Annotated in this window: 14 protein-coding genes and 2 riboswitches; of the genes, 8 read left to right on the forward strand and 6 right to left on the reverse strand. The window is 74.4% G+C overall.

All coding sequences use genetic code 11. From position 1 onward, the window contains the following. The first annotated feature begins 31 nt into the window (after positions 1–31). A riboswitch (cobalamin riboswitch) is annotated at positions 32–157 on the forward strand. Positions 158–210: 53 nt separating this feature from the next. Next, a complete protein-coding gene (gene cobN / locus AB0L65_RS50555; protein WP_364262146.1) occupies positions 211–3,798 on the forward strand; it encodes a cobaltochelatase subunit CobN in 3,588 nt (1,195 codons plus the stop codon). Here cobN and AB0L65_RS50560 read toward each other — a convergent pair. Genes AB0L65_RS50560 through AB0L65_RS50585 form a run of 6 tightly spaced genes read right to left on the reverse strand, consistent with a single transcriptional unit; the run spans position 3,753 to position 9,343 of the window. After that, complete coding sequence (locus AB0L65_RS50560) at positions 3,753–5,081, reverse strand: cobyrinate a,c-diamide synthase (RefSeq protein WP_364262149.1); 1,329 nt, start codon at positions 5,079–5,081, stop codon at positions 3,753–3,755. The genes cobN and AB0L65_RS50560 overlap by 46 nt on opposite strands. Beyond that, positions 5,075–5,677, reverse strand: coding sequence for a cob(I)yrinic acid a,c-diamide adenosyltransferase (gene cobO / locus AB0L65_RS50565; protein ID WP_364262152.1), 603 nt, complete (start codon positions 5,675–5,677; stop codon positions 5,075–5,077). The genes AB0L65_RS50560 and cobO overlap by 7 nt, the downstream gene beginning before the upstream one ends. A 2-nt stretch (positions 5,678–5,679) precedes the next feature. Beyond that, a complete protein-coding gene (locus tag AB0L65_RS50570; protein ID WP_364262155.1) occupies positions 5,680–7,842 on the reverse strand; it encodes a magnesium chelatase subunit D family protein in 2,163 nt (720 codons plus the stop codon). Continuing rightward, on the reverse strand, positions 7,839–8,468 hold the full coding sequence (locus AB0L65_RS50575) for a histidine phosphatase family protein (RefSeq protein ID WP_364262158.1): 630 nt from the start codon (positions 8,466–8,468) through the stop codon (positions 7,839–7,841). Before AB0L65_RS50575 ends, AB0L65_RS50570 begins: the two co-directional genes overlap by 4 nt. Continuing rightward, positions 8,414–9,145 (reverse strand): CbtA family protein, encoded by a 732-nt coding sequence (locus AB0L65_RS50580; RefSeq protein WP_364262161.1) that lies wholly within the window; start codon positions 9,143–9,145, stop codon positions 8,414–8,416. Before AB0L65_RS50580 ends, AB0L65_RS50575 begins: the two co-directional genes overlap by 55 nt. Before the next feature lie 9 nt (positions 9,146–9,154). After that, the gene (locus AB0L65_RS50585; protein ID WP_192784851.1) at positions 9,155–9,343 is read right to left on the reverse strand and encodes a CbtB-domain containing protein; all 189 of its coding nucleotides are present in this window, start codon (positions 9,341–9,343) and stop codon (positions 9,155–9,157) included. A 34-nt stretch (positions 9,344–9,377) separates the two neighbouring features. Then, positions 9,378–9,507, reverse strand: a riboswitch (cobalamin riboswitch). A 42-nt stretch (positions 9,508–9,549) separates the two neighbouring features. On the opposite strand from AB0L65_RS50585, the gene AB0L65_RS50590 reads away from it, so the two are divergent. The 7 genes from AB0L65_RS50590 to AB0L65_RS50620 all read left to right on the forward strand — a co-directional run bounded on the left by AB0L65_RS50590 (position 9,550) and on the right by AB0L65_RS50620 (position 14,356). Beyond that, a complete protein-coding gene (locus AB0L65_RS50590; RefSeq protein WP_364262164.1) occupies positions 9,550–10,317 on the forward strand; it encodes a histidine kinase dimerization/phosphoacceptor domain-containing protein in 768 nt (255 codons plus the stop codon). After that, the gene (locus AB0L65_RS50595) at positions 10,266–10,643 is read left to right on the forward strand and encodes an ATP-binding protein (RefSeq protein ID WP_364262167.1); all 378 of its coding nucleotides are present in this window, start codon (positions 10,266–10,268) and stop codon (positions 10,641–10,643) included. Before AB0L65_RS50590 ends, AB0L65_RS50595 begins: the two co-directional genes overlap by 52 nt. Next, on the forward strand, positions 10,640–11,299 hold the full coding sequence (locus tag AB0L65_RS50600) for a response regulator transcription factor (protein ID WP_364262170.1): 660 nt from the start codon (positions 10,640–10,642) through the stop codon (positions 11,297–11,299). The genes AB0L65_RS50595 and AB0L65_RS50600 overlap by 4 nt, the downstream gene beginning before the upstream one ends. A gap of 76 nt (positions 11,300–11,375) precedes the next feature. Beyond that, positions 11,376–12,089 (forward strand): ATP-binding cassette domain-containing protein, encoded by a 714-nt coding sequence (locus AB0L65_RS50605; protein ID WP_364262173.1) that lies wholly within the window; start codon positions 11,376–11,378, stop codon positions 12,087–12,089. Then, entirely contained in the window at positions 12,086–12,874 is a 789-nt protein-coding gene (locus AB0L65_RS50610) for an ABC transporter permease (RefSeq protein ID WP_364262176.1), read from the forward strand. Before AB0L65_RS50605 ends, AB0L65_RS50610 begins: the two co-directional genes overlap by 4 nt. After that, a complete protein-coding gene (locus tag AB0L65_RS50615; protein ID WP_364262179.1) occupies positions 12,871–13,575 on the forward strand; it encodes a hypothetical protein in 705 nt (234 codons plus the stop codon). Before AB0L65_RS50610 ends, AB0L65_RS50615 begins: the two co-directional genes overlap by 4 nt. A gap of 46 nt (positions 13,576–13,621) precedes the next feature. Then, positions 13,622–14,356: a dienelactone hydrolase family protein gene (locus tag AB0L65_RS50620; RefSeq protein WP_364262182.1), complete on the forward strand. Its 735-nt coding sequence runs from the start codon at positions 13,622–13,624 to the stop codon at positions 14,354–14,356. The last annotated feature ends 32 nt before the right edge of the window (positions 14,357–14,388 follow it).

Consider the following 14,388-nt stretch of genomic DNA (forward strand, 5'->3'; position numbering starts at 1 on the left):
TGTCGTAGGCTCCCTGTAGGCGATGGCTAGGGAGGAAGCCGGTGCGAATCCGGCGCGGTCCCGCCACTGTGACCGGGGAGCGAACCCCACCGCAGGCCACTGCCCGGAGACGGGTGGGAAGGCCGGGGTGAGCGCTGATCCGGGAGCCAGGAGACTCCGGCCGCCGCGACACCCGCGACCGGGGCGAGGACCCCGAGGGAGGATTGCGCCGTGCCTGGCGACAGCCGTACCGTCCTGCTGCTCTCGACCTCCGACACCGACCTGCTCAGCGCTCGCGCGAGCGGTGCCGCCTACCGGCTGGGCAACCCGGCCCGGCTGGCGGCCGAGGACCTGCCCGCCCTGCTGGAGGGCGCCGACGTGGTCGTGGTGCGCCTGCTCGGCGGCCGTCGCGCCTGGGAGGAGGGCCTGGACGCGCTGCTGGCCGGCCCTCTGCCGGTGGTGGTGCTGGGCGGCGAGCAGGCGCCCGACGCCGAGCTGATGGAGCTGTCCACGGTCAGCGGCGGCGTCTGCGCCGAGGCCCATGCGTACCTGGCCCACGGCGGGCCGCCGAACCTGGCCGAGCTGCACGCGTTCCTGTCGGACACGGTGCTGCTGACCGGGCACGGGTTCGCGCCGCCGGAGGCCACGCCCTCGTGGGGGCTGCTGGAGCGCAACGCGCGGCCCGGGCGGGGGCCCGTGATCGGGGTGCTCTACTACCGGGCGCATCACCTGGCGGGCAACACCGCGTTCGTGGAGACGCTCTGCGCGGCCGTCGAGGAGGCGGGCGGGCAGGCGCTGCCGGTGTTCTGCTCCTCGCTGCGCACCGCCGAACCCGAGCTGCTCGACACGCTGCGCGCCGCCGACGCGCTGGTGGTGACCGTGCTGGCGGCGGGCGGCTCGCGCCCCGCGACGGCGGGCGCGGGCGGCGACGACGAGGCGTGGGACGTGGGCGCGCTGGCCGCGCTCGACGTGCCGATCCTGCAGGGGCTCTGCCTGACCACCGGCAGGCAGGCGTGGGAGGAGAACGACGACGGGCTGTCGCCGCTGGACGCCGCCTCGCAGGTGGCCATCCCGGAGTTCGACGGGCGGATCATCACGGTGCCGTTCTCGTTCAAGGAGATCGACCCCGAGGGGCTGACCGTCTACGTCGCCGACCCCGAGCGGGCCGCCCGGGTGGCGGGCATCGCGGTACGGCACGGGCTGCTCCGGCACACCCCGCCCGCCGGGCGCCGCCTGGTCGTGATGTTGTCGGCGTACCCGACCAAGCACTCCCGGGTGGGCAACGCGGTCGGCCTGGACACCCCGGCCAGCACGGTCAGGCTGCTGGCCAGGCTCGCCGAGGCCGGCTACGACCTCGGCGAGGGCTTCCCGGGCGTGGCCGAGCAGGACGGCGACGCGCTCATCCACGCGCTGATCGCCGCCGGCGGCCAGGACCAGGACTGGCTGACCGAGGAGCACCTGGCGGGCAATCCGGTACGCATCTCCGCCGCGTCCTACGAACGCTGGTACCGCACCCTGCCCGAGGGCCTGCGGACGGAGATGGAGCGGCACTGGGGGCCGCCGCCGGGCGAGCTGTTCGTGCACGAGGGTGACATCGTCCTGGCGGCGCTGCGGGCCGGGAACCTGGTGGTGATGGTGCAGCCGCCGCGCGGCTTCGGCGAGAACCCGATCGCCATCTACCACGACCCCGACCTGCCGCCCAGCCACCACTATCTGGCCGCCTACCGCTGGCTGTCGGCCGAGTTCGGGGCGCACGCGATGGTGCACGTGGGCAAGCACGGCAACCTGGAGTGGCTGCCCGGCAAGTCGGCCGGCATGTCCGCCGCGTGCGGCACCGACGCGGCCATCGGCGACCTGCCGCTGGTCTACCCGTTCCTGGTGAACGACCCCGGCGAGGGCACGCAGGCCAAGCGGCGGGCGCACGCCGTGCTGGTGGACCATCTGGTGCCGCCGATGGCGCGGGCGGAGACGTACGGCGACATCGCCCGGCTGGAGCAGCTCCTGGACGAGCACGCCACGATCGCGGCCATGGACCCGGCCAAGCTGCCCGCCATCCGCGCGCAGATCTGGACGCTCATCCAGGCCGCCCGGCTCGACCACGACCTGGGGCTGGCGGACCGGCCGCACGACAGTGAGTTCGACGACTTCATCCTGCACGTGGACGGCTGGCTGTGCGAGGTCAAGGACGCGCAGATCCGCGACGGCCTGCACGTGCTCGGGCAGGCTCCGGCCGGGCAGGTGCGCGTGGACCTGGTCCTGGCGATGCTGCGCGCCCGGCAGATGTGGTCGGGCCGCGAGACGCTGCCCGGCCTGCGCGAGGCGCTCGGCCTGGCCGAGGACGGCACGGCGGGGCTCGGCAGCGTGGACCGGGCCGAGGCGGTCGCCCGGGCGCTGGTGGAGGCCATGGAGGAACGCGGCTGGGCGCCGGATTCAGCGGCGGAGGTCGCGAGCGGGCTGCCGGACGAGCGGCGCGAACTCGTGACGCGGGTCCTCGCCTTCGCCGCCACCGAGGTGGTGCCGCGCCTGGCCCGCACCACCGACGAGCTCGACCACGTCCTGCACGCCCTGGACGGCGGCTACGTTCCCGCCGGGCCGAGCGGCTCGCCGCTGCGCGGCCTGGTCAACGTGCTGCCGACCGGCCGCAACTTCTACTCCGTCGATCCCCGCGCGATCCCGAGCCGTCTCGCCTGGGAGACCGGCCAGGCCATGGCCGAGTCGCTGCTGGAGCGCTACCGGTCGGACACCGGCGAGTGGCCGCGTTCGGTGGGGCTGTCGGTCTGGGGCACCAGCGCCATGCGCACGGCGGGCGACGACGTGGCCGAGGTGCTGGCCCTGCTCGGCATCCGCCCCGAATGGGACGAGGCCTCACGCCGGGTCACGTCCCTGGAGCCGATCCCGCTCGCCGAGCTGGGCCGTCCCAGGATCGACGTGACGGTGCGGATCAGCGGTTTCTTCCGTGACGCGTTCCCGCACGTGGTGGCCATGCTCGACGACGCCGTACGGCTGGCCGCCGGGCTGGACGAGCCGTACGAGGACAACTACGTGCGCGCCCACGTCGCCGCGACCGGGGGCGACGAGCGCCAGGCGACCATGCGCGTGTTCGGGTCGGCGCCGGGCGCGTACGGGGCCGGGCTGCTGCCCCTGATCGACAGCCGCAACTGGCGCGACGACGCCGACCTGGCCGAGGTGTACGCGGTGTGGGGCGGCTTCGCCTACGGCCGCGACCTCGACGGCGTGGCGGCCCGCCCGCAGATGGAGGACGCCTACCGCAGGATCGCGGTGGCCGCCAAGAACGTCGACACCCGCGAGCACGACATCGCCGACTCCGACGACTACTTCCAGTACCACGGCGGGATGGTCGCCACCGTCCGCGCGCTGACCGGCAGGGCCCCGGCCGCGTACGTCGGCGACAGCACCCGCCCCGACGCCGTCCGCACCCGCACCCTGTCGGAGGAGACCTCGCGCATCTTCCGGGCCAGGGTCGTCAACCCGCGCTGGCTGGCCGCGATGCGCCGCCACGGCTACAAGGGGGCCTTCGAGCTGGCCGCCACGGTCGACTACCTGTTCGGCTACGACGCCACGACAGGGGTGGTCGCCGACTGGATGTACGACAAGCTCACCGAGACGTACGTGCTCGACCCGGAGAACCAGGCGTTCATGACGCAGTCCAACCCCTGGGCCCTGCACGGCATCGCCGAACGCCTGCTGGAGGCCGCCGAGCGGGGCATGTGGCAGCACCCCGACCCGGAGGTCCTGCGCGGCCTGCAGGAGGTCTACCTCAAGACCGAGGGCGACCTGGAGGACGACACCAGCCGCTGAGCCGTCATCGGCTGCCCGGCCCAGTGCAGGTGCAGGTAGGACGCGGTCACCTGGGCGTCGCCGAACCCGTCGGCGCCGCCTTCCCAGCGGAACAGCGGCTCTCCGGCGTACTCGACGGCGGTGCGGTGGAACTCGTGCCCGCGGAAGCGCTCGCCCGGCTCGGTCAGCGGGGAACGCCTGAGCGCGACCGCGTCCCGGTAGCCGAGCGTCAGCCTCGGCGTCATCCGTGCCCGGCCCGGCACCCGCCCGCACATCCGCTGCCCGTCCAGCTCCTCGCACAGGTAGAGCAGCCCGGCGCACTCGGCGGCGATCGGGCCGCGGAAGGCCGCCACCCGCGCGCGCAGCGGCTCGTTGGCGGCCAGCTCGGCGGCGTACACCTCGGGGAAGCCGCCGCCGATGACGAGCGCCGCGGTCCCGTCCGGCAGCCGCTCGTCCCGCAGCGGGTCGAAGACCGCGACGTCCGCCCCGGCCGCCCGCAGCAGCTCGACGTGCTCGGCGTAGCCGAACGTGAACGCCGCCCCGCCCGCCACCGCCACCACCGGCCGGTCCGTCCGCTCCCCCCGCGCGGGCTCCCAGGGGACGGCGTCCAGCGACGGCGCCGACGCCGCCAGCCGGAGCAGCGCGTCGAGGTCGCACGAGCGGGCCACCAGCGCGGCCAGCCGGTCCACCGCGGCCAGCGCCTCGGCCTCCCGTTCGGCGGCGGGCACCAGCCCCAGGTGCCGTGACGGCGTGGAGACGGCGTCGTCGCGGCGGATCGCGCCCAGCACCGGCACCCCCGCCGCGGCCAGCGCGGAACGGCACAGCTCCTCGTGCCGGTCCGAGCCCACCCGGTTCAGCACCACCCCGCCCACCCGCACCCGGGGGTCGAACGTGGCGAACCCGTGCACCACCGCCGCCACCGACCTGCTCTGCCGCGCCGCGTCCACCACCAGCACGACCGGCGCGTCCAGCAGCCGGGCCACGTGGGCGGTCGAGGCGAAGTCGGTGTCCCCCTTGCCGTCGAACAGCCCCATCACGCCCTCGACCACCGCCACGTCGCACCCCGCCGCCCCGTGCCGGAACAGCGGCCGTACGCGCTCCTCACCCACCAGCCACGGATCCAGGTTGCGGCCGGGACGCCCGGTGGCCAGCGCGTGATAGCCCGGGTCGATGTAGTCGGGGCCCACCTTGTGCGGCGAGACCCGCAGCCCGCGCGCCCGCAGCGCCGCCATCAGCCCCGTGGCCACCGTCGTCTTGCCGCTGCCCGACGACGGCGCGGCGATGACGAGCCGGGGAACTACCACTCGATGCCCTTCTGCCCCTTCTGCCCGGCATCCATGGGGTGGCGAACCTTGCCCATCTCCGTCACCAGGTCCGCCACTTCGATCAGCCGCTCGGGCGCGTCCCTGCCGGTGATCACCACGTGCTGGTTGCCGGGCCGTCCGGCGAGCGCGGCCACCACGTCGTCCAGCTCCAGCCAGCCCCACTTCAGCGGGTACGTGAACTCGTCCAGCACGTAGAACCGGTACGTCTCGGCCGCCAGGTCCCGCTTGATCTGCTCCCACCCTTCACGGGCGTCGGCCGCGTGGTCCTCCTCGGCGCCCGGCCGCTGGATCCACGACCAGCCCTCGCCCATCTTGTGCCAGGTCACCGAGCCGCCCTCGCCCGTCTCCCCCAGCACCTTCAGCGCCCGCTCCTCGCCGATGCGCCACTTGGCCGACTTCACGAACTGGAACACCCCGACCGGCCAGCCCTGGTTCCAGGCCCGCAACGCCATCCCGAACGCCGCGGTCGACTTGCCCTTGCCGGGACCGGTGTGCACGACCAGCAGCGGCCGGTTGCGGCGCTGCCGGGTCGTGAGGCCGTCTTCGGGGACGACGGCGGGCTTTCCCTGCGGCATGCTCAGACCGCCTTCCTGTGATCGCGCACGACCGACCCGAGATCGGCCAGGAAGTCGAGGGAGACGAGTCGGGCCCGCAACCGGGCCGCCAGCCGGACCGCCAGGCCCAGCCGTACGGGGCCGCTCTCGCAGTCCACGACCACCGCCGCCGTGCCCTCCAGCAGCGCCGCCGCCCGGTCCACGTCGCCGCCCGCCGTGGCGCGCCCGTCCGTCACCAGCACCAGCAGCGGCCGCCGCGCGGGGTCGCGCAGCCGTTCGATACGCAGCACCTCGGCGGCCCGCGCCAGCCCGGCCGCCAGCGGGGTGCGCCCGCCGGTCGGCAGCGAACGCAACCGCGCCGCGCCCGCCTCCACCGACGAGGTCGGCGGCAGCGCGACCGCCGCGCCCCGGCCGCGGAAGGTGACCAGGCCGACCTTGTCGCGCCGCTGGTAGGCGTCGAGCAGCAGGCTGAGGACCGCCGTCTTGACCGCGGTCATCCGCTTGCGCGCCGCCATAGAGCCGCTCGCGTCCACCACGAACAGCACGAGGTTGCCCTCCCTGCCCTCGCGCACCACCTCGCGCAGGTCGTCCTCGCGCAGCACCAGGCCGGGGCCGCGGCGCCCGCGCCGCAGCTGGTGGGGGGCGGCGGCCAGGACCGTCGCCGTCACGTGCAGGTCGCGCACGCGTCCGGCGGGGCGGCGCGAGCCGGTGGCCCGGCCGTGCGGGGTGCGCGAGCGCGACCGCCGCCCCGCAGCGCCCTCGCCGACCCCGGGCACCTCCAGCAACGGCACCCGGTACGGCGCCGCCACCCCGGCCACCCGCCCGGCCGCTTCCTTCCCTGGCCCTCCGCTGTGCTCCGGCACCGCGCCATCGTCGGCGGCCGACGGCGCTGTGCCCTCGACGGCCGGCAGCGATTCCCTGCTCCCGGCGTCGTCGGCCGCTGGATACCTGCCGTCAAACGCACGGTCCTGCCGGTGCCCGCCATCCGGCCCGGGCCCGCCACCCTCGGACCCGCCACCGCCAGGACCGCCTTCAGGACCGCCTTCAGGACCGCCTTCCGAGCCGCCGGGTGGCGGGGTGCCGTCTCCGGCCGTCGTCGGCGAGCCCTCCGGCCCGCCAGGTCCGGAAATATCAGGACCTCCGCCGTCGGGATCGTCCGGATCCTCCTCATCCCCCGACGTCCTCGCCAGCAGCTCGTCCAGCAGGCCCTCGTCCAGCCCTGGCGCGTCGAACGGATCGCGCCGCCGCCGGTGCGGCAGCGACAGCCGGGCCGCCGCACGCACGTCCTCGGTGGTCACCACATCCCTGCCCTGCCAGGCGGCGTGGGCGATGGCGGTGCTCGCCGTCACCAGGTCGGCCCGCAGGCCGTCCACCTCGAACGCCGCGCACACGGTCGCGATCTGCCGCAGCCGCGCGTCGGGCAGCCGCACACCCGGCACCCGGGCGCGGGCCTGCGCGATCCGGCTCGCCAGCGCCGTTTCCTCGGCCGCCCACCGGGCCGCGAACGCGCCGGGGTCCGCGTCGAAGGCGAGCCGCCTGCGCACCACCTCGGCGCGCTCCTCCGGGTTCCTGGACGCCTTGACCTCGACGGTCAGCCCGAACCTGTCCAGCAACTGCGGCCGGAGCTCGCCCTCCTCCGGGTTCATGGTCCCGACCAGCAGGAACCTGGCGGCGTGCCGTACCGACACCGACTCGCGCTCCACGTAGCACGTGCCCAGGGCCGCCGCGTCGAGCAGCAGGTCGACGAGGTGGTCGTGGAGGAGGTTCACCTCGTCCACGTAGAGGACGCCGCGGTGGGCGGCGGCCAGCAGGCCCGGCTCGAACGCCTTCACCCCTTCCGTGAGCGCCCGCTCCACGTCCAGGGAGCCGACCAGCCGGTCCTCCGAGGCGCCGACCGGCAGCTCCACCAGCGCGGCCGGGCGCTCCAGCCCCTGGCCCCCGGGTTCGTGCGGCCCGTCCGGGCATCCGGCGTCGGGCGCGGCCGGGTCGCAGGCGAACCGGCATCCGGGCACCACGGTCACGGCGGGCAGCTGGGCGGCCAGCGCGCGCACGATGGTCGACTTGGCGGTGCCCTTCTCCCCGCGTACGAGCACGCCGCCCGCCCGCGGGGAGACCGCGTTGAGGACCAGCGCCAGCTTCAGGTCGTCGAGCCCGACGACCGCGCTGAACGGATATGTGACGATCAAATCAGAACCTTCCGGTTGACATGGGCGACCCGCCAGCCGGCGCGCGTGACGGTCAGCTCGGTGACGGACAGCGGCGCGAGATCGAATCGGGCGGCGCTCAGCGGGTCCAGCCCGAGCGCGTAGCCGAGCGCCGCGCGGATGGCGCCCGCGTCGCAGACGGCGACGACGCCGGGCTCCGCGCGTACGGACTCGAGCCAGGCGGCGACCCGCCCGGCGTGCGCGGCCAGGCTCTCACCGCCGTGCGGGGCCGCGTGCGGGTCGGTCAGCCAGCTCGCCAGCGCGTCCGGCTCCTCCCGCGCGACCCGCTCGTACGGCTGGCCCTGCCACCGGCCGCAATCCACCTCCGCCAGCGCCGGGACCACCCGCGCCGCCAGTCCGAGCGCGGCGACGGTCTGGCCGGCGGCAACACTGGGAGCCGCCCACGCCACCGCCCCGGCCGCCGCCCTGGCCACCGTCTGGGTCAAGGCGGCGGCCCTGGCCAGGCTCGCCGCGTCGGCGTCCGCGTCGGGCGCGGGGAAGCAGGCGGCCCGCATCCCCGGCGTGCTCGCGTGCCGTACGAGCAGCACCCCGCTCAGCCCGGCGACGCGGCGGTCACCGGGCGGCGGGCCGCCCGGTCGCAGGCCCACCCGAACAGCACGCCGAAGGCCGCCCAGAAGACGAGCTGCGTCCCCAGCGACGCGAGCCTGAACTGCCACAACAGCGTGGCGGGGAAACCGTCGGGCACCTCGTCCACGGTCGGCAGCAGGGTCCACGCCGCGACCACCGGAATCAGGAACGCCGCCACCGCCGCGCCCCACCGCGCCCACGGCCCGGCGGTGACCCGGCGCGCGGTGGCCACCGCGATCGCCGTCGCGGCCAGCCCGACGAGGATCGTGACCACGTAGAGCAGGGTGCGGCTGTTGATCGTCTCCGGGTCGCCCACGGCCGGTGGGTTGGCCGGATATTTCACGAACGGCACAAGGATCACCGCCACGAACGCCGTCCCGGCGGCGGCGAGGGCCAGCCCGCCGTCCGACCGGGGGCCGACCCGTCCGCGCAGGCCCGCGTACACGAGGGCGAAGATCCCTCCCACGGCCAGCCCGTACAGGCCCGTGGCCAGGAAGAGCCCGGCCTTCTGTCCCGGCCTGCTGACGAGTGCCTCCTCGCCGTGGTCATGGCCGGGCGCTTCCTGGGCGGCATGGGCCTCCTCCAGCGCGATGGCGCTGTCCACCCCCGGTTCCCCGAAGGCGAAGGCGAAGCCGCCCGCGATCAATCCGGCCAGCAGGCCCAGAAGCAGGCCCCTGACCAGCAGGGTGCGTACCATGCGCGCGCCTCAGTGGCAGGGAACGCCGAGCAGGTGGCGTCCGTCGTGCATGAGTTCGTGCAGGTAGGCACCGGTTTGCGAGATGGCCCCGTTGTCCATCAGCACCAGGTAGGCGACCAGCAGCAGCACCGGAACGGCGAGCAGCCACAGCCGCAGACGGGGGAAGGGGATTGCCGAAGGAGTGGACAGACCACTCATACATGCCTCCTCAGGGATGACGCGTCCCGACCAACGAGGTCACGGAAGTCCAAGCGACCTGGCTCCCGGGATCTACGTCCCGGATACAGTGGCGCGTCCGCACCGGCATCTCACCGGATTTCCCTTGGACAATCGTGAAATCTACCGGAATGTATCCCTTACTCCCGTTCGAGTCAATGACGCGAGCGCCGCGTAAGGTACGGGGGATGAGGCGGTTCCTGGATGGGCCGGCCGCGGCGATCGTGGTCGGGATGTTCTGGTTGCCGCCGACGTTCGCCTCCGCGGACCGGTCACGGTTGGTGGCCGGGCTGGTGCTGGCCTGCGTCACAGGCGCGGTGATGGCCTTGCGGCGGCGACTGCCGGTCGTGTCACCGCTGCTCGCCGCGGGCGCGACCATCGCCGGGAGTGTCCTGGGGGTGTGCCAGGACCCGATGCTGGCCGCGGCCTGGTGCCTGTATCCGCTCGCGGTCGCGCGCGCCGACCGCACCCGTACGATCGTCCTCGTCCTCGCCGGCCTCCTCACGGCGCTGGCGACGGTGGCGGCGGTCCCGGGCGAGGACGCGAGCGGCGCCGGGCAGCGGCTGACGCTGGCCGTGGCCGCGTTGAGCGTGTCCTGGCTGCTCGGCACGGCGGTCGGCAGGCAACTCGCGGCCGCCCGGGAGGCGGAGCGGGCCCGGGTGCAACTGGCGGTGGCGCGTGACGTGCACGACGTCGTCGGCCACGCGCTCGGCGTGATCAGCGCGGAGGCGGGGGTGACCCGGAGCCTGGCCGACGCGAGCGAGCAGGAGTTACGCGACACGCTGGCCGGCGTCGAGTCGCACGCGAGGAGGGCGCTGGAGGAGATGCAGGCCCTGGTACGGGGGCTGCGTCCGAGCCCGGCGCGCCGGAAGGTGTCGCGGGGATCGCGCGGCTGGACGGACTCGTGGCGGCGACCCGCGCGGCGGGCGTGGGCGTCGAGGCGAGGATCGAGGTGAACGGCCTGGTCGACGACGTGGCCGGGGCGGTGGCGTACCGGATCGTCCAGGAGTCGCTGAGCAACGTGGTGCGGTACGCGGCGGGCGCGGCCTGCTCGGTGCACCTTCGGCAGGACGGCGGGGAGATCGTCGTGCGGGTCCGCGACCACGGCCCGGGGGCTGGGCCGGCGCGCGGCGAAAACGGGTCGGCGCGCGGCGGGGACGGGTCGGGGCTGCGGGGGATGCGTGAGCGGGCGCGGCTGGTGGGCGGCACGGTGACCTGGGGAAACCATCCGGAGGGCGGGTTCGAGGTGCGCGCCAGGCTGCCGGTCCGGAGCGCGTCTTGAGCGGGGTCGTCAGCGTCTTCCTGGCGGATGACGACGACCGCTTCCGGGCCGCGTACCGGAAGTTGTTCGACCGGACCGAGGGGTTCCGGGTCGCCGGGGAGGCGGGCGACGGCGAGACGGCCGCGCGGCTCGTAGGCGCGCTCAAGCCCGCGGTGGCGCTGCTCGACGTTCAGATGCCGGGCATGAACGGCCTGGAGGCGGCGCGCCGCATCCTCCCGGACGCGGCCACCCGGGTGATCATGCTGACCACCTTCGACCTGGACGAGTACGTCTATGAGGCGCTGACCCTCGGCGCGTCGGGGTTCCTGCTGAAGAACGCGTCCCCGCAGGAGGTGCTCCAGGCCGTCCGCACGGTCCACGCCGGCCACGCCATGCTGGCGCCGGAGGTCACCGCTCGCCTGATCCGCCGCTGCGCGCCTCAGCCGCCCGCGCGGCGGCACGCGTTCGCCGGGCAGGTGCTGTCCGAGCGCGAGGTGCAGGTCGTGCGGCTCGTCGCACGCGGGCACTCCAACCAGCAGATCGCCGACGAGCTGTTCCTGAGTGTGGAGACGGTCCGCACGTATCTGCGGCGCATGTTCGCCAAGCTCGGCGTGAACGACCGCACGCACCTGGCCGTGCTCGCCCACGAGGCGGGACTGCTGTACGAACCCCGGTAGGTGTCTCCTTTCGGGGGACGCGAGCAGATGCCCTCCCGCCCCAGGCTGGCGACGTCCATCCGAGGCGAGGCAGGCGATGATCGAGATCTCACAACTCAGCAAGCGTTACGGGGCCAAGACGGCCGTGGAGGAGGTCAGCTTCACCGCGCGTCCCGGCCGGGTCACCGGCTTCCTGGGCCCGAACGGCGCCGGCAAGTCCAGCACGCTGCGCGTCCTGCTGGGCCTGGACGCGGCGAGCGCGGGCACCGCGTTGGTCAACGGGATGCGGTACCGCGACCTGAGGCATCCCCTGCGCACGGTGGGGGCGCTCCTGGACGGAGCCGGCCCGGTGCCCGAGCGCCGCGGCGTCGATCACCTCACCTGGATCGCGCAGTCCAACCGGATCCCGCGGCGCAGGGTCCGGGAGGTGCTCGAACTCGTGGGGCTGGACGAGGCGGCGCGGCGGCGGGTGAGGACGTACTCGCTGGGGATGGGGCAGCGGCTCGGCCTGGCCGCGGCGCTGCTCGGCGAGCCCGAGATCCTGGTGCTCGACGAGCCGGTGAACGGGCTGGATCCCGAGGGCATCCGCTGGATCCGGCGCTTCCTGCGGGACTACGCGGCGGCCGGCCGTACCGTGCTGCTCTCCAGCCACCTGATGACGGAAATGTCCGGCACCGCGGATGACGTGGTCGTCATCAACCGCGGGCGCGTCGTCACCCACGGCTCGCTCGCCCAGGTCACCGCCGGGCACCACTCGCTGGAGGAGGCGTTCTTCGCGCTGACCGGCGACCCCGCGAGGCCGGGGTGGTGAGCGCCGTGCGGGCCGAGCTGACCAAGATCCTCACCCTGCCGCGCGTGTGGATCGCCACGGGCGTCGTCCTCGGCCTTCACGCGCTGGTCCTGATCCAGTCGGTCCGGCTGAACGCCGAGGCGGTCGCGGGCATCACCCCCAACGGCGTCATCGAGATCTTCACCGGGACGCCGCAACCGGCGGCCGAGGCGATCCTCGGTCTCCTCGCCGCGTCCTCACTGCAGATGGGCCTGCTCGTACCGGTCCTCGCCGCGATGATCGCCGGGCAGGAGTTCCGCTCGCACCAGCTCGGGGTGACGGTGCTGGCCATGCCGCGGCGAGGCCGGCTGATCGCGGCCAAGGCCGTGGCGACCGCCGCATACCTGCTCCTCGTGGCGGTCCTGATCGCGGGGATCAGCACCGCCTTCATGTACGCCGCCGTCCAGGACTGGAACCCGGGCCTGCTCGTGACGGGCGCCGCGTTCCTCGGCCACGGGAGGTTCGTGGCCTTCGCGGTCCTGTCCGGGCTGACCGGCTTCGGGATCACCGTCATCGCGCGCAGCACGCTCGTCGGCGTCATCGCCACCATCGCCCAGATCGCGGTCACCATGACACAGGCACTGGCCGGGGCCGCTCCCGCCCTGGACGCGCTCCTCCCCGTCAGCGCCGCCCGGAACCTGCTGCTCGACCCCGGGATCAACCGGCTCACCGCAGGCCCCGGGCACGCCCTCCTCGTGCTGATCGCGTGGGCGGGGGTCACGACGGCGGTCGCCGGGATCACGCTCGGCAGGAGGGATGCGCGATGAACGCCATCCGGCTCGCCGATCTGCTGCGCGCGGAGCTCACCAAGACCCGCACGCTCCCGGCGACCTGGGTCGCCCTGGGTGTCGCCTCCGCCGCGAACACCGTGCTCGGTCTCCTGGCGGCGACGGACTCCGTACGGCTCGCCGGGCCGGACGGGCCGGTCGCGATCGGGCAGCTGGACACCCTCATGGTCGCGCCGGTCTACGTCTTCGTCGCGATCGCCGTCTTCGCGGCGGGCAGCGAGTACCGCGCCGGGCAGCTGCGCGTCAGCCTGGCCGCCGTCCCCGGCCGGCACCGGCTGGCCGCCGCCAAGCTCGCCGCGGTCACGGCGGCCTGCCTGCTCGCGGCGGGCCCCGCGGTCCTGCCCGGCCACCTCGTCCGGCCGGTCGCTGATCCGGCCGCCCTCCTGACGGTGTATCTCCTGCTCAGCCTCATCGGATACGGCTTCGCCGTCGTCGCGAGGGGCGTCGTGGCGCCGCTCGCCGTGCTGTTCGTCACGCCGGTCCTCATCTCGCCGGCGCTGCGCGGCAGCATGCCGGACGCGGTGCGGCTCCTCCCCCACGAGGCGGCCCTCAGCCTCCTCGGCCTGCCCGCGGACCCGGCCACCGCCCTGAACCGCACGGGCGGGCTGCTGACGCTGATCGCCTGGGCCGGCCTATCCGTCGGAGCCGGCTGGGCGGCCCTCGTCAGGCGGGACGCCTGAGGTGTTACGTTACGTTCCTTGCTCTTTGATCGGTTGAGGACTGCTGATGAGACAGGACGTGCGCGTCCCGCTGCCGGACGGCGGTTCGCTGGAGGCGACGGTGGCACTGCCACAGGGGACGACGCCCGCGGCCGGCTGGCCGGGCGTGGTGGTCCTGCACGAGATCTACGGCATCGAACCGGACATGCTGGACGTGGTGGACCTGTTCGCCGAGCACGGGTACGCGGCCGTCTTACCGGACCTGTACAGCCACGGCACCAGGGTCGGGTGCCTGACGCGGGCCATGCACCAGTTCGTGACGGAGAAGCCGGGCCAACCGGCCGCCGACATCGACGCCACCCGGCAGTGGCTGGCCGGCCGCGACGACGTCGACGGCGGCCGGCTCGGCGTGATCGGCTTCTGCATGGGCGGCGGGTTCGCCCTCGCGTACGCGGCGAGCGCGCCGCCCGGTGTACGGGCCGCGTCGGTCAACTACGGCGCGGTCCCCCGCGACCAGGAGCGGCTGCGGTCGGTGTGCCCGGTCGTGGGCTCCTACGGCGGCCGCGACCAGGGCTTCGGGCGGCACGGCACGCGGCTGCGCGAGCACATGCGGGCGCTCGGCCTCGAGCACGACGTCGAGATCTATCCGGACGCCGGGCACTCCTTCATGACCGACGGCCATCACCCCGTCGCGAAGCTCGCGCTCTTCCCGCTGCGTCACGGCCTCGTCCGCGCGGCGGCGGACGACGCGTGGCGGCGCACGTTCGCCTTCTTCGACAGGTACGTGGCAGGCGGCGCGTAGCGCATAAAGGCGGGAGGCCGCACGGCCTCCCG

Source organism: Nonomuraea sp. NPDC052116 (assembly GCF_040680035.1).
Classification (GTDB): domain Bacteria; phylum Actinomycetota; class Actinomycetes; order Streptosporangiales; family Streptosporangiaceae; genus Nonomuraea; species Nonomuraea angiospora_A.

What these genes read in the sequence shown, in the direction of transcription:
- AB0L65_RS50605 (WP_364262173.1), top strand. Translation starts at nt 11,376, where the DNA reads ATGATCGAGATCTCACAACTCAGCAAGCGTTACGGGGCCAAGACGGCC.
- cobO (WP_364262152.1), bottom strand. Translation starts at nt 5,677, where the DNA reads ATGCCGCAGGGAAAGCCCGCCGTCGTCCCCGAAGACGGCCTCACGACC.
- AB0L65_RS50580 (WP_364262161.1), bottom strand. Translation starts at nt 9,145, where the DNA reads ATGGTACGCACCCTGCTGGTCAGGGGCCTGCTTCTGGGCCTGCTGGCC.
- AB0L65_RS50585 (WP_192784851.1), bottom strand. Translation starts at nt 9,343, where the DNA reads ATGAGTGGTCTGTCCACTCCTTCGGCAATCCCCTTCCCCCGTCTGCGG.
- AB0L65_RS50620 (WP_364262182.1), top strand. Translation starts at nt 13,622, where the DNA reads ATGAGACAGGACGTGCGCGTCCCGCTGCCGGACGGCGGTTCGCTGGAG.
- AB0L65_RS50615 (WP_364262179.1), top strand. Translation starts at nt 12,871, where the DNA reads ATGAACGCCATCCGGCTCGCCGATCTGCTGCGCGCGGAGCTCACCAAG.
- AB0L65_RS50590 (WP_364262164.1), top strand. Translation starts at nt 9,550, where the DNA reads ATGAGGCGGTTCCTGGATGGGCCGGCCGCGGCGATCGTGGTCGGGATG.